11 protein-coding genes and 1 pseudogene are annotated in these 13,029 nt (G+C 57.7%); 8 read left to right on the top strand and 4 right to left on the bottom strand.

The window, feature by feature from the left end; all coding sequences use genetic code 11:
- The first annotated feature begins 271 nt into the window (after positions 1-271).
- The 5 genes and pseudogenes from FQ185_RS27765 to FQ185_RS27740 form a co-directional block, all read left to right on the top strand.
- Positions 272-643 carry a hypothetical protein gene (locus FQ185_RS27765; protein WP_064678912.1) on the top strand — a complete coding sequence of 124 codons (372 nt, stop codon included), beginning with the start codon at positions 272-274 and terminating at the stop codon, positions 641-643.
- Positions 644-835: 192 nt separating this feature from the next.
- Positions 836-1,264 (top strand): glycine zipper domain-containing protein, encoded by a 429-nt coding sequence (locus tag FQ185_RS27760; RefSeq protein ID WP_149420220.1) that lies wholly within the window; start codon positions 836-838, stop codon positions 1,262-1,264.
- Between the two features lie 128 nt (positions 1,265-1,392).
- Complete coding sequence (locus FQ185_RS27755; protein WP_149420219.1) at positions 1,393-1,578, top strand: hypothetical protein; 186 nt, start codon at positions 1,393-1,395, stop codon at positions 1,576-1,578.
- Positions 1,579-1,674: 96 nt separating this feature from the next.
- The gene (locus FQ185_RS27750; RefSeq protein ID WP_149420218.1) at positions 1,675-1,893 is read left to right on the top strand and encodes a hypothetical protein; all 219 of its coding nucleotides are present in this window, start codon (positions 1,675-1,677) and stop codon (positions 1,891-1,893) included.
- A 511-nt stretch (positions 1,894-2,404) separates the two neighbouring features.
- Positions 2,405-2,536: pseudogene (locus FQ185_RS27740) on the top strand (IS256 family transposase); the annotation flags it as partial.
- Here the strand turns inward: FQ185_RS27740 and FQ185_RS27735 are convergent.
- Positions 2,488-7,158, bottom strand: coding sequence for an RHS repeat-associated core domain-containing protein (locus FQ185_RS27735; RefSeq protein WP_256730513.1), 4,671 nt, complete (start codon positions 7,156-7,158; stop codon positions 2,488-2,490). The pseudogene FQ185_RS27740 and the gene FQ185_RS27735 overlap by 49 nt on opposite strands.
- A gap of 261 nt (positions 7,159-7,419) precedes the next feature.
- Between FQ185_RS27735 and FQ185_RS27730 the strand changes: the two genes are divergently transcribed.
- The gene (locus FQ185_RS27730) at positions 7,420-8,115 is read left to right on the top strand and encodes an HAD-IA family hydrolase (RefSeq protein ID WP_149420216.1); all 696 of its coding nucleotides are present in this window, start codon (positions 7,420-7,422) and stop codon (positions 8,113-8,115) included.
- 118 nt (positions 8,116-8,233) lie between these two features.
- Here the strand turns inward: FQ185_RS27730 and FQ185_RS27720 are convergent, their stop codons facing one another.
- The gene (locus tag FQ185_RS27720; protein ID WP_149420215.1) at positions 8,234-8,980 is read right to left on the bottom strand and encodes a 3-oxoacyl-ACP reductase family protein; all 747 of its coding nucleotides are present in this window, start codon (positions 8,978-8,980) and stop codon (positions 8,234-8,236) included.
- Positions 8,981-9,263: 283 nt separating this feature from the next.
- Between FQ185_RS27720 and FQ185_RS27715 the strand changes: the two genes are divergently transcribed.
- Complete coding sequence (locus FQ185_RS27715) at positions 9,264-9,455, top strand: hypothetical protein (protein ID WP_149420214.1); 192 nt, start codon at positions 9,264-9,266, stop codon at positions 9,453-9,455.
- A 169-nt stretch (positions 9,456-9,624) separates the two neighbouring features.
- Positions 9,625-10,239, top strand: coding sequence for a YitT family protein (locus FQ185_RS27710; protein WP_149420213.1), 615 nt, complete (start codon positions 9,625-9,627; stop codon positions 10,237-10,239).
- 6 nt (positions 10,240-10,245) lie between these two features.
- Here FQ185_RS27710 and FQ185_RS27705 read toward each other — a convergent pair whose 3' ends face one another.
- Both FQ185_RS27705 and FQ185_RS27700 read right to left on the bottom strand, forming a co-directional pair.
- On the bottom strand, positions 10,246-10,974 hold the full coding sequence (locus FQ185_RS27705) for an aspartate/glutamate racemase family protein (protein WP_149420212.1): 729 nt from the start codon (positions 10,972-10,974) through the stop codon (positions 10,246-10,248).
- A 58-nt stretch (positions 10,975-11,032) separates the two neighbouring features.
- Entirely contained in the window at positions 11,033-12,574 is a 1,542-nt protein-coding gene (locus FQ185_RS27700; RefSeq protein ID WP_149420211.1) for an NCS1 family nucleobase:cation symporter-1, read from the bottom strand.
- Between the last annotated feature and the right edge of the window lie 455 nt (positions 12,575-13,029).

Here is a 13,029-nt window from a genome sequence, read left to right as displayed (position 1 = left end):
GAAGGAAAGTATTAATATCGCGCATAAGAACGCCGGTTTGTTAGATGTGTTTGCTCGCACGAACATCATCAATCAAATCGGCGTTCTTGTTTCTGTGTTTCCCGGGATTCCGTGAAGAACCTTTTTTTTGCCTGTCATAAAACCTTTTCCATAAACGCTGTCCAACCGTCGCCAATAGTGAGGTTACGGCCGTTTGTGCGTGGGCGTTGCCTGCGATTAAACATTGAATTTTCCGGCCTTTCGGTTCCCCCCTTTTTTTGAGGTTCTCGTCATGCGTTTAACATTGCCTGCTCTGGTTCTGGGTCTTTTGGTTGCTCAAGGTGCAATGGCTGCTGGCGACGGCACTGCCGCACTCGGTGGTGGTCTGGGTGGTGCGCTGGGTAATGTCGTCGGCCAGAAAATGGGCGGCAGCACCGGTGCAGCGATTGGTGCTGGTGTAGCGGGCGCAGCCGGCAGTGCTGTTGCTGCACGTAAAGGCAGCCGCACCAAGGCAGCGATTGGCGGCGGCGTCGGCGCGGCGGGCGGTTCGGTGATCGGCAACAGCCTGGGCGGCAAGACCGGTTCCACCATCGGCGCAGGCTTGGGCGGTGCATTGGGCGGCGGCGTAGGCAGCAACCTGGCCAAAGGTCACAAGCGTCATTGATCCTGAACGATCAGCTCAAAAGCCCGGCTAGATGCCGGGCTTTTGGTATCTGGATGTTTCTATTTCGCGCACTTCGAATTTGCAGCTGTCCAACCTTCATCGCTGGCGGGATTCAGTGGGCGCAGATGCTAGACTCGCGCCTATCCGTAGCGCGTTCTCTTACCCCCGATACGGAATCTAGAGGTTCATATCATGCGTTTGACATTGTCCACAGTGGTTCTGGGACTTTTGGTCGCTCAAGGTGCAATGGCTGCCGGTGATGGTACCGCTGCAGTTGGCGGTGGTATTGGCGGTGCACTGGGCAATGTGGTCGGCCAGCAAATGGGCGGCAGCACCGGGGCAGCGATTGGCGCAGGCGTTGGCGGCGCGGCAGGTAGCGCGGTCGGTGCAAATAAAGGCAGTCGCACAGAAGCGGCCATCGGCGGTGGTTTAGGGTCGGCGGGCGGTTCGGTGATCGGCAATAGCCTCGGCGGCTCAACCGGTTCAACCATTGGTGCAGGTCTGGGCGGTGCAGCCGGCGGTGCTGTGGGTAATAACCTGGGTACTGACAGCGGCAAATCCCATTCCGGTGGCGGCCACAAACATAAGCATAAAAACAAGCACAGGAACAAAGGTCACTGATTCGACATCGAGTCCCACCAGAAACCCGGCCAAGCGCCGGGTTTTTCGTATCTGCGTGTAGGACTCCGGAACGTTTGGTCACAGGCCGGCTCGAACTTCGTACACCCCTGAATGTTGTGAGGCATGCCATGACTCCTGAAACCGAAGGCAAGGAAGAAAAAGGCCCGAGCGGCCTGCCGTTCATTAACGATCCTGGCAACGAAGACCCAGGCTCGCTGATGGATGACGCAACAGTGCCGCTCAACGATGCCGATGACGCAGGCGATGTGGGCCAAACCGAATTTGAAGACGAAGTTGATGAAGACGACGATTGATCCGGAGTGACCGATCGTCCCTTTGATCGAACGCCCGGCGTCCGCCAAACCTCGAAACTTCAGGGCCTGCTTTTCAGGCCCCTCCAGAGGTGGTTTATGAACACTGACCCGAAAGACTCCGACATCGACGAAACCCCTGAATATCCGTTGCCTTCACCGACCGACTCACTGAGTCGCGACCAACGTCCACCTGATGATGACGCCGGTGTAGAGCAAGTGCCAAACGACGATGTAAGGCGCACTGATACGGATGTTGAAGCACTCCCGGATGATCCGGATATTGCCGGAAATGATGGTTCTGACGAACCCAGTTGATTCATGGCCAGTGGCGCATCGCCGCTTGTCGAATGAGCGGCACCTTCAAAAAGCGATCACTGCCAGAAATCAGGTAAGCAGCCTTTAAAGGAGATGCACCATGATCAGGTCAACATTTACGACCCTGACATTGGTCGGCTTTTTGTCGGTCAGTTCAATGGCGGCGTTTGCTCAGTCTTCCGGTAACGATGCGCCGGTCGACAAGGGCGGCATGCCTCCTTCCTCTGAAATGAATGCGGATTCCGCGGACGGGAATGCGCTGCCGCCAGGCACGATTAATCGCGGCAATGGCGGTGATGCGAACGGGAGTAGCACCAGCCCGGGGGCGGGGAGCGGGTCAATGAGTGGTGGGAGTTCGATGGGGAGCGGTTCTGGGAGTGGGTCTGGAGGATCCGGTAGTTCTGGTGATTCCGGGATGAATGGAAGTGGTGGGAGTTCGGGAGGCGAGACGAGTGGTTCGGGTGGGTAACCTCCTCGTTACTGATGATTCAAAGCCCGGCTTCTCGCTGGGGCCACCAAACTGATTTGGCTTGGACTGCGCAATATCACTGCAAACGGGGGCTCTGCGGCCCATGACTGGAAAAGTGCGATGAATCAGTTCGCGATTCTGTACGGAGATCGATTTATCAGGCCTACCTGGTAAAAGCACGGCCTGCCTGCCGGCAGGCCGTTAAGGGCCCGAACACAAAAAATCTGACAGTCCCTACTGTCTCCCAAGGGCTCAAACCCTGCCTCAAAAATCTCCCACGACTCTCTTGAGTCTCCGCGGTACAAATACCGATTATGTTGTTTTGGAGATGGAACATCGGGCGTTCCCTCGTCAATCCTGACACCTACCGCCGGATCCTCATCCCCAAACGACGGCCTCTTACACCCATCCCCTCCCGGACACTCACTCAACCCCAACGGATCAACCCACCCCGTCGGACTCCGCGCGTACCGATATCCGTTTAACCCACCGGCCAGCTTGATCGGATCTTGCGTCAGATACCGTCCGACGTCCGGATTGTAGTAGCGATGCCGGTTGTAATGCAGGCCCGTTTCCGCATCGAAATACTGCCCCTGAAACCTCAAGGGTTGATCAAGCACCTGATGAGTGTCGCGATTGAGGCGGGTCAGGCGGCCGTACGCTGTGTATTGCGCAGCCCAGACGATGTCGCCGCTGTAGTCGGTGAGTTCTTGCGGTGTGCCGAGGTGGTTGAGTTGGTAGTAGAACGGGAACGCCTGGCGTGGGCCTTTGCCGTCGAGCATGGCTAGCGGGCAGAAGGTGCCGGGTTCGTAGACGTAGCTGCGGTAATGCTCGCGACTGCTTTCAGCGACGAGGTGGTCGCCCTGCCAGAAAAACTCGGTGATTTTACCGTCGACGGTTTTGCTGATGCGGCGGCCGAAGGCGTCGTAGCGGTAGGTTGCCTGGCTGCCGTTGGGCAGGGTGACGCCGATCAGTCGATGCTGGCAGTCGTAACGGTACTCTGTGACGAGTTTTTGCGCGGTGCCGCGGCGTTCGCGGATGAGGTTGCCGAAGGCGTCGTAATCGTAGTGGCGGTCGCCTTGCACGAGCAGGCGATTGCCTTTGACGGTGGCGGGGCCTGGACGGTCCTGCATCAACAGGTTGCCCGCTGGGTCGTGGGCGAAGCTTTCCGGTTGGTGATCGCGGGAGTGGCGGACGCGGATCAGGTGGTCGAGTGGGTCGTATTGATAGCTGCGTTGGCCATGTCGCGTGTCGGAAATGGCGTCGAGGTTGCCGTTGGCGCTGTAGGCATAGTCGCGGCGATACAGCGGTTGTTGCTTTTGGCTGACGGCGTGGGCCTTCAGGCGGCCCTGTTCGTCGTATTGGTAATCGCTGAGCAGCAGACCCTGCTGACGGTTTTGTTCGCGACCGGCCTGGAATGTATGCGACGTCAGTCGGGTGCCATTGAGGTCGATGGCCGTCAGCGTGCCGCCCTTGGCGCGGTGATAATCGAGTTTGCTGCCGTCCGGCAGGCCCATGCGGCTGAGGTGACCACAGGCGTCGTAGCCATAGCGCAGGGTGGCCCAACTCTGATGCTCGGTGATCAACCGGTCCTGTTGGTCGTACTCGAATCCCAGCGGATGGTCGTGACCGTCGTCAACACTGAGCAGTCGACCGAGTTGGTCGTACCGGTATTGCACCTTGAAGCCATCGGGCAGGGATTTGACCAGCAACCGCCCAGCCGAATCCCGCTGATAACCCGTAATTAACTGCGAGCCGTCGTCGCCGAACTCGATTTTCTCCAGCAGGCGACCCTTGAGATCGTAGGCGTACGCGATGCGTCGTCCATCGAAGCCGGTTTCCTGTCGGATCAATCCATTGGCGGTGTAGTCCAGCCGATATTTTTCGCCGGATTCGTTTTCAATCTCGGTCAGCAATAGCTGGGCATTGTCGTAGCGATAACGCAGTTGGGTGCCGTCAGGATTGATCCGGCGACTGACCAGGTGCAGGTCTTCGGCGTACTCATAACGGGTGATGCGGCCCAGCTCATCACGTTCGGCGGTGATTTTTCCGTAGGCGTTGTAGCTGAAAGCGCGGCTGGCACCGGTAGCAACCGTCGTCTGGATCAGTCGGCCGACGGCATCCCACTGATAGTGAGTGACCGCACCGTGTTCGTCCTGACGGGTAATCTGTCGGCCCAAGGCGTCGTAGGAAAAGCGGCGCTGACCACCATCAGGCAAGGTTTCTTCGAGCAGTTGTCCCAAGGCGTTCCAGCCGAAGACATGCCGGCAGTTGTCCGGGTAGCGGATCGACAGTAGTCGTCCTTGGGCATCGTGGTGGTAATGGGTTGCGTGACCGTCGAGATCAGTGACCTCAGTCACATCTCCCTGAACATTGCGCTGATATTTCCACACCGCTTTACCGCGATACCGTGCATGCAGGAAACCATTTCTGTACTCGTAGGAAGTCGGTTCACCTTCGGACGGAATCAGCGCGATCAGCCGCCCGATCTCGTCGTATCGGTATTGAGTAATCGCCCCTAACGGGTCCTGTTCGGCAATCAGCCGGCCTTTGTCGTCGTAGGCCTTGAGGTGTTCGGCCCCATCAGGTTCGACCTGGCGCATCAGCCGCGCCTGATCGTCGTGCTCGTAAACCTCTTCGCTGCCGTCGGCGTTTTTAACCACCACACCGCCGTTGTCGTCCCAGACATAGCATGTATCCATTTGCGAAAAACTCGCCCAGTGCCGCACGCATCGGGCAGCCTTGCCGGACCTTTCCCATTCCCAGAAGAAACTCGCCCCACCGGCCAGTTGCCGCTGCAGGATCACCTGCTGCTCGTCGTAGTCGTACCGTTCGCTTTCGTTGGCGGCGTTGGTCGCTTCAATCAAGCGATGACAGGCGTCATAGCGGTAGGCAACCAGTGTCTGTTCGGTACGCCAGGCGTCTTCGAGAGTGTCGGCGGGATGAAAGCTCTGATACTCGACGGCGACAATGTGCCGGCGCTCATAGCGCAACAGCAAGGAACGTCCGGCGCCATTGTCGAGGCGCTTGATCCTGTCAGAAGAGTCGCGCTGCACGGTCAGTCGGTTGCCATAGGCATCGCTGATCGCCGTCAGTCGCCCTGTACGAAAGTGGTAAAACCGTGCTGTTTCACCCGTCAGTGCAAGGACCAGCTCCTCGGGTTGATCGCCCAGATATATCGCCGCTCGGGACAGACTGTTGTGAATCGTAGGGCGCTCGACACTCGGTAGGGGAAAGGTCGTACGGCGGTTTTCGTGATCGGTCCAGACGACCTGCGTTTCATCGATATCCAGCCGATGGGCGAGGGAGTGACTCCAGCCGAATCCGAGTCCGCAATCGATCTGCGCCGCGCTGGTGCGGTAGAGCCGGGCAAAGTCGAATGGCAAAATCCCGTCCAGCGAACCATCGGTCAGGGTCAGTAGCTCTTCGCCGGTGACCATCGACACCGGGCAACCGTTGGTGGCGGTTCTGTCTGCCGAATCGGCACTGTCGCCGTTCGGGTTTTTCGCCGGAGTAGAGACATCATCGTAATGTTCCTGCCTGCTAATCCTGGTCATGGCCGCGGATTTGTCGCGAGCGATCGCGACCGGGTTCTTCACCAGAACCGCAGGAAAGACACCGGCGGTAATCTGCAACGGCACGACAGGCGCAGGTTTCAACAGGACATTTCGAGCGCTGACCACGAGCGGTTTGAGCGCGCCAGCGTGGCCTGTAAAGTCGGACTTCGCCGTACGCTCGGCCAGTCGCATACTCGCGGCTGCCAGCCAGTCTCGCGCCCGATCAGACTTGATCTTGACCAGCACTTTGGCGCTTATGCCGAGTTTTACACCTAGAGGAGCGGTGAAGCTCGCCAGCAGGAATCCGATCAATACACCTGTGCGAATTTCCGCCACGACTTCAGCGACGTACTGCGGCGGCAACATCCGCAGCCAACTGGTGAACGCCGCAAGATGTAAGAACATCAACGGCTCGTCGCTCAGCATCAGCAACACATTGGCGATGGCTTCAGCCGAAGCGTTCAGCAACGTCTCAAGTTCGCCTTGGGTCAGGTATTCAAGGAGCTTTTCGCTATTGGCTTGCAGGTCCGCCACCAGGGCATAGATCTGCCTCACGTCATCCCACAAACTGTTCAGCGAATTCTCGAGGCCGCGCCAGTCAGCCTGTTGCAGCATGCCGTGGCGTTTGATGAATCCTGCCTCGCAGAACCCTGCCCACGACGGCTCGAACTCGGTGGTCCACTCGTTACGCAGCCAACCTTCAAGTTCACCGATCACGCCCTGATAGGAGGCATAGAGCGTTTTGACGTGATCAGCGCCAACATTGGGGAAAAAGGTGATGCGGTAACGCAGACTGCGCTGGCAATCGAGAATTTCCAGGATGCCGCCGGGGCCGATGTCACGGTAGATCGGCTCGCCAAACTCCTGTTGGCCTGCAACCTCGGAAATCAGAGGCTCAAGCATCACCGGTGTATCGCCAATCGGAACGAAACGCGCGGTGTCGAACATATGCACCAGCGTCAAAGAACCGCTGACCGGGCACGTGGCGACTATTGAACTGACCGGAGTCGTGGAGTTTTTTGGTGCGCTGAGGCGAACTTCGTTACCGACCTTGAACACCTGCTCGACATCCAGCGCCCGCCCGGTCCAGAAGCTTTCGGCCCAGGACTCGTAGTCGTTCAGACAAAGCCGAAAATCACCGAGCAGTGCTTCGACGTCCGGCTGATCAGGGTTCATGGCGGCGACCACCAGCATCCCGATGGTGTTGTTCAAGGCCAGGACCTTGTCAGGTACGAACATTCGCAGTCTCTCGCACGGATCAATTTGGAACGGGAGACTGTGCGGGGGATCAACGGGGAAAGAAGTCGGGAAAGGAGGTAATTGGTGTAGGGATAATCGCTAAATCATGTTGAACACATCGGCAGAGGTTTTTGTATCTGCCGGGCATTGACCGTTGATCTATGCCAGCCGCGCTCGTTATGCTGCTGAAACCTTTAATCGATCGCGGATCCGGCCGAACCTGAGCCGCCTGGGATGTCATTAGAAAACGGATCAGATGTGATGAATGCACCGCTGGATGGGCTCGGCCCGATCAAGGCCGTGATTTTCGATATGGACGGCTTGCTGCTGGACACTGAGGGCATTTACACCGAAGTCACGTCCATCATTGCCGCGCGTTATGGCCGGACCTTCGACTGGAGCGTCAAACAGAACATCATCGGCCGTGGCGCGGGTGATCTGGCGCGTTATGTGGTCAAGGCGCTGGACCTGCCGATTACCGCCGAAGAGTTTCTGGTGATCCGCGAGCCGCTGATGCGTGAGCGTTTTCCTGCCGCACTGGCGATGCCTGGTGCAGAGGAACTGGTTCGGCACCTGAAAGCCAGCAACATACCGATCGCGGTGGGCACCAGTTCTTCGCGTCAGTCGTTCGGCCAGAAAACCACCTTGCACGGTGACTGGTTTGCGCTGTTCGACTTCATCGTTACGGCCGATGATCCTGAAGTGGGTGCGGCCAAACCGGCGCCGGATATTTTCCTCACAGCGGCTCGACGTCTGGGTGTCGCGCCCGAGGATTGCCTGGTATTCGAAGATTCGCCATTTGGTGTCACGGCGGCGAAAGCGGCGGGCATGACGGCGATTGCAATCCCGGACGCGGCGATGGCCGACGAAAAGTACGCACACGCCGATGGCATTCTTCGTACGCTCAAAGCATTTATACCGAGCGCTTGTGGTTTGCCAGCGCTCGAATGGGCTTGATACAGAAAATGTGGGAGCGAGCCTGCTCGCGAAGGCGGTGTGTCAGGCGACATTGATGTCAACTGAACTAGCGCTTTCGCGAGCAGGCTCGCTCCTACATTTGGATGACGTCTAACTATCAAGCGCCGAAGCCACCGTCGATGGTCAGGCTGGCACCGGTGATATAGCCGGCTTCCGGGCCGACGAGGTAGGCGACGAAGCTCGCGATTTCTTCGGCTTTACCATAGCGACCCACGGCCATCAGCGGGATCAGGCTTTCGGCAAAGTCGCCACTGGCCGGGTTCATGTCGGTGTCGACCGGGCCCGGTTGCACGTTGTTGATGGTGATGCCGCGTGGACCGAGGTCGCGGGCCAAACCTTTGGTCAGGCCTACCAGCGCCGATTTGCTCATGGCGTACGGGCCACCACCGGCGAAGGGCATGCGGTCGGCGTTGGTGCTGCCGATGTTGATGATGCGACCACCTTCGGTCATGTGTCTGGCGGCGGCCTGGGTGGCGATGAACACACTTCGCACGTTGATCGCGAGGGTCTGGTCGAAGTCTTCGAGTTTGAATTCTTCCAGTGGTGCAACGGCCAGTACGCCGGCATTGTTGACCAGGATATCCAAGCGCCCAAAGGTTTCTACCGTGGTGGCCACGGCGTTGCGAATGGCCTCGGCATCAGCGCTGTCAGCCTTGATGGCGAGCGCTTTGCCGCCGTTACCGGTGATGCTGTTCTGCAATTCTTCGGCTTTGGCTGTGGAGCTGACGTAGGTGAAGGCGACCGTCGCGCCTTCAGCGGCCAGGCGTTTGACAATGGCTGCGCCGATACCGCGGGATCCGCCCTGAATCAAAGCCACTTTGCCGCTGAGGTTCTGAGTAGTCATATCGATCTCCAAAGTTCCGAGGCGGGATGCGTCGGTTGATAGAGCCTAGTATCGATTCGGAAGACCGATGTTGCCTAGATCATGGTCAAAACTACCCTGCTGTGGGGTCTATTTGACCGGGCTGTCGTGGTTGAAAATACCCTGATAATTTCAATCTGTTGATAAATAGCCAGTTAAGGGTTGGCATGAATAATGACTTACATAAGTTCAAGCGTTCCTTCAGCGAAACCGATTGAAATCGTCTTTCGCTGATGGCCATACAGCACCAACAGGGGCGATTCTTATGTTAGAAGTTTTCGGTGGCAATCTTGAACAAAGTGCCGAATGTTTTTCGGCGCTTCTGGTCGAATCGCGCTGCTCGATCAACGCGGACTGTGCTCGTTCAGGTACGAAAGGCCGTTGGTCGATGGCCGGTTTGTTGTGCTCGGGCATAGTTGCCAGCGTGCTGACGATGCTTGATGTATGCAGTGTTTAATATTGTGTGCGTTAATCGCGTGTCGATAATAATTATATGTGTGCCTTCGTTTTGTTCTTGCGTGAGTTGTTGATCTTGGGTGTGCGCCGTCATTAGCCCTCTGCGGCTGGGTTCTGCGTGGACTGAGGATCAATTTTGCCGCGAAACTTCCTGCGATTGAGCACCCTGTATGGTCAAAGTCACTTCAATTCCCTGTGTGCAACACACCCTGCTAGAAGATGTTCTGGCCGTGCTGGTCGGAACGCTGATGGTTTCGTTCGGGATCATGCTGCTACGCCAGGCGGGTGCACTCACCGGCGGAACGGCAGGGGTGGCCTTTCTCATCCACTACGCGTCGGGTGTTTCATTCGGCACTGCCTTCTTCTGCATCAACCTGCCGTTCTATTACCTCGCCATTCGGCGCATGGGTTGGGCGTTCACCCTCAAGACTTTTTGTGCCGTCGCCTTGGTCTCGATATTCACTGACCTGCATTTGCGTTTTATCCATATCGATCAACTCCAGCCGATCTATGCCACTTTGTTCGGCAACCTGATCATGGGGCTGGGGTTCATTGTGTTGTTCAGGCATAAGGCGAGCCTGGGAGGGGTCAACATCCTCGCACTCTACCTGCAGGACCGATTCGGTATCCGTGCAGGTAAACTGCAATTGATCGTGGACGTTGTGGTCATATTCGCTTCGCTGTACGTAGTCAGTGTGCCAGCGCTGATCATTTCAATAGCAGGAGCGGTGGTGTTGAACCTGATCATTGCGATGAATCATCGGCCCAACCGCTACGCAGCGTGAGCAAACTCAGCGCCCCAGCCGCCCCGGCCAACCAATGATCTTCTTCGGCCGTGGCGTCGCATACGTCCGCACCTTGGAAGTCGACAGCCCCAACCGCACCAACGATTCGGCAATGGTCACCGCCGCCGTCACGCCATCCACCACCGGCACGCCGGTGCGCTGACGAATCTGCTCGTCCAGCCCGGCCATCCCGCCGCAGCCCAGGCAAATCACTTCGGCTTTATCTTCAAGCACCGCCAACTCCGCCTGACGCACGATTGCCTCAAGGGCACGCTGCGGATCGGATTCCAGCTCCAGCACCGCCAAGCCACTCGCTCGCACGGACGCGCAGCGGTCCCAGAGCCCGGACAGTTTGAGGCGGTCTTCAATCAGCGGTACGGTGCGGTCTAGCGTGGTGACCACCGAGTAGGCATGGCCGAGGAACATGGCAGTGCTGGCCGCCGCGTCGGTGATGTCCACCACCGGCACGTTGAGCAACTCCTGCAAACCTTCGCGGCCGTGCTCGCCGTAACCGGCCTGGATCACTGCATCGAAGGGTTGGTCGTAGGACATTACCCGGTCCATCACCGCGATGGCGGCCAGGTAGCTTTCGAAATTGCCTTCGATGGAGTCGGCACCGAAGTAGGGCGTCAGGCCGATGATTTCAGTCCCCGGCGCGGCCACGGCTTGAGCCGAACGTGCGATAGCCTGGGTGATGGATTCGGTGGTGTTGACGTTGACCACGAGAATTCGCATGGGAAGTCCTTAAATAGCGGGGTGGTTCTGCGGCCCGACGGTGCCGGGCCGTCATGGGTTAATGGCTGACGTTGTCGACCGCGATGGCTTCACCGCTGACATCCGCGTACCAGGGCTGCCGCTTGGCGATGATCAGGTAAAGCATCCCTGCGATCCCGGCGCCAATCAGCCAGGAGAAGGGTGATACGCTGTCGAAACCCGGTACCAGCGCCAGGACGATGGCGATCAACGCGGCAGGAATGAACGCCGCTACAGCGCGTAAATTGACCCCGCGGCTGTAGTAATAAGGACCGTTGGGGTCTTCGCTGTACAACTGCGGCACGTTGACCTGACCTTTTCGTACCAGCCAGTAGTCGACCATGATCACGCCGTACAACGGGCCAAGCAGGGCGCCGAGGCCGGACAGGAAGTACACGATCACCAACGGGCTGTTGTAGAGGTTCCACGGCAGGATCAGCACCGCGATGGTCGCGCTGATGAGGCCGGCGCGGCGGAAGGTCAGGTATTTCGGCGCCAGGTTGCTCAGCACGAAGGCCGGGGCGACGAAGTTGGCCATGATGTTCACCGCCACGGTGACGATCAGGAACGCCAGGCAGCCAAGTACCAGAAAGAAGGTGTTGGGGATTGAAGCGATGATTTCCGTCGGGCTTTCGATGATCCGTCCATTGATCTGAAATTGCGCGCCGCAGAGTAGGACGGTGATGCTGGCGAACACCAGAATATTTACCGGCAAGCCCCAGAAATTGCCGACCTTGATGGTTTTGCGGCACGGCGAAGAGCGGGCGAAGTCGCAGAAATTGAGGATCAGCGTGCCGTAGATCGACAGCCACAACGCACCACCGGCAAAGATGTTGCGCCACATCTCGCCGCCGGTCAGCGGTTCGCGGATCGACCAGGCGATGGTCGCGTTGGCCTGGAAGTACATCCACGCAGCGAGGGCGGCGACGGTCAGCAGAATCACCGGCCCGGCGAATGCTTCGTAGCGCCGGACCATTTCCATGCCATAGGCGAGGATCGCCAGTTGCACGAACCAGATCGCCACGAAACACACCCAACCCAGGCTCGACAAACCGAGGATCGAGTTGTGGTCGTAGTCGGCGAAGCCTGGATGAACGGCTGTCAGCAGTACACGAAAGACCACCGAGGCCAGGTACGTCTGAATTCCGAACCAGGCGATGGCGATAACGGCCCGGATCAGCGCAGGAATTTGCGCCCCGTGAATGCCGAAGCTGATGCGGCTGATCACCGGAAACGGCACGCCGGTCTTCTGGCCCATGTAACCGGAAAGGTTCATGAAGCAATACACCAGCGCCGCGCCGATCCCCAGGGACAGAAGAATCTGCCAGCCGCCCAGGCCCAAGGCATACAAGCCGATGGCGAAGGAATAGTTGGCGATGTTGTGCACGTCGTTGGTCCACAAGGCGAAGATGCTGTAGCGGCCCCAGCGTCGACCTTCGGCCTTGGTCGGGGCCAGGTCTTTGTTGTGCAGACGAGGGCTGAGCACTACGGGTGTTTGAAACGTTTGATCGTGAGTGGTGGGTGTGGGGTGAGAGGAGGGCAGATCCAGCGCGATGTTGTTATTGGAGAGGCTAGTACGCATTCCGGCAGGCTCCGAGCTTGGCGTCGCGATGACTGTGCATGAGCGTGGGCTCGACAAATCTTCGTCGCGGGCAATAAGCATCATTGGTTACGGGGCATCTGCAGCCTGTACGGGATAGGGCGCTTCAGGCTTGCGGATCTAAAGTGTGTGTATGTTTTGATTATGATTGTATACAAAACATGCATGCACTTAAGCCAGAACTATGCCAGTTCCCGATCTGTGAATATAAAGGCTAATTTCGTTTTTCTATCTGTTGTCGATAAGTAACTGAAATTAAGGTGATATAAATTGACCGATTAAACAGGTATTTATTTTCCAGCGGAATTTGCAGAAAGGATCAACTGAGGGAATCAGGAAAGGAGGATGTAACTTTTTGGGGCGCAGAAACAAGAAGTGCACACACAACTGGCACTTATGGTGACATTCGTGTGTACACATTTTGTAAGGCGTTCATC

It is taken from the genome of Pseudomonas sp. ANT_H12B, from assembly GCF_008369325.1.
Classification (GTDB): Bacteria; Pseudomonadota; Gammaproteobacteria; order Pseudomonadales; family Pseudomonadaceae; genus Aquipseudomonas.
This window is presented reverse-complemented; position numbering and strand designations above follow the sequence as displayed.

Bases quoted from the DNA above. Each gene is read 5' to 3' on its own strand.
- FQ185_RS27765 (WP_064678912.1), top strand. From the start codon at position 272: ATGCGTTTAACATTGCCTGCTCTGGTTCTGGGTCTTTTGGTTGCTCAA.
- FQ185_RS27760 (WP_149420220.1), top strand. From the start codon at position 836: ATGCGTTTGACATTGTCCACAGTGGTTCTGGGACTTTTGGTCGCTCAA.
- FQ185_RS27755 (WP_149420219.1), top strand. From the start codon at position 1,393: ATGACTCCTGAAACCGAAGGCAAGGAAGAAAAAGGCCCGAGCGGCCTG.
- FQ185_RS27750 (WP_149420218.1), top strand. From the start codon at position 1,675: ATGAACACTGACCCGAAAGACTCCGACATCGACGAAACCCCTGAATAT.
- FQ185_RS27735 (WP_256730513.1), bottom strand. From the start codon at position 7,158: ATGTTCGTACCTGACAAGGTCCTGGCCTTGAACAACACCATCGGGATG.
- FQ185_RS27730 (WP_149420216.1), top strand. From the start codon at position 7,420: ATGAATGCACCGCTGGATGGGCTCGGCCCGATCAAGGCCGTGATTTTC.
- FQ185_RS27720 (WP_149420215.1), bottom strand. From the start codon at position 8,980: ATGACTACTCAGAACCTCAGCGGCAAAGTGGCTTTGATTCAGGGCGGA.
- FQ185_RS27715 (WP_149420214.1), top strand. From the start codon at position 9,264: ATGTTAGAAGTTTTCGGTGGCAATCTTGAACAAAGTGCCGAATGTTTT.
- FQ185_RS27710 (WP_149420213.1), top strand. From the start codon at position 9,625: ATGGTCAAAGTCACTTCAATTCCCTGTGTGCAACACACCCTGCTAGAA.
- FQ185_RS27705 (WP_149420212.1), bottom strand. From the start codon at position 10,974: ATGCGAATTCTCGTGGTCAACGTCAACACCACCGAATCCATCACCCAG.
- FQ185_RS27700 (WP_149420211.1), bottom strand. From the start codon at position 12,574: ATGCGTACTAGCCTCTCCAATAACAACATCGCGCTGGATCTGCCCTCC.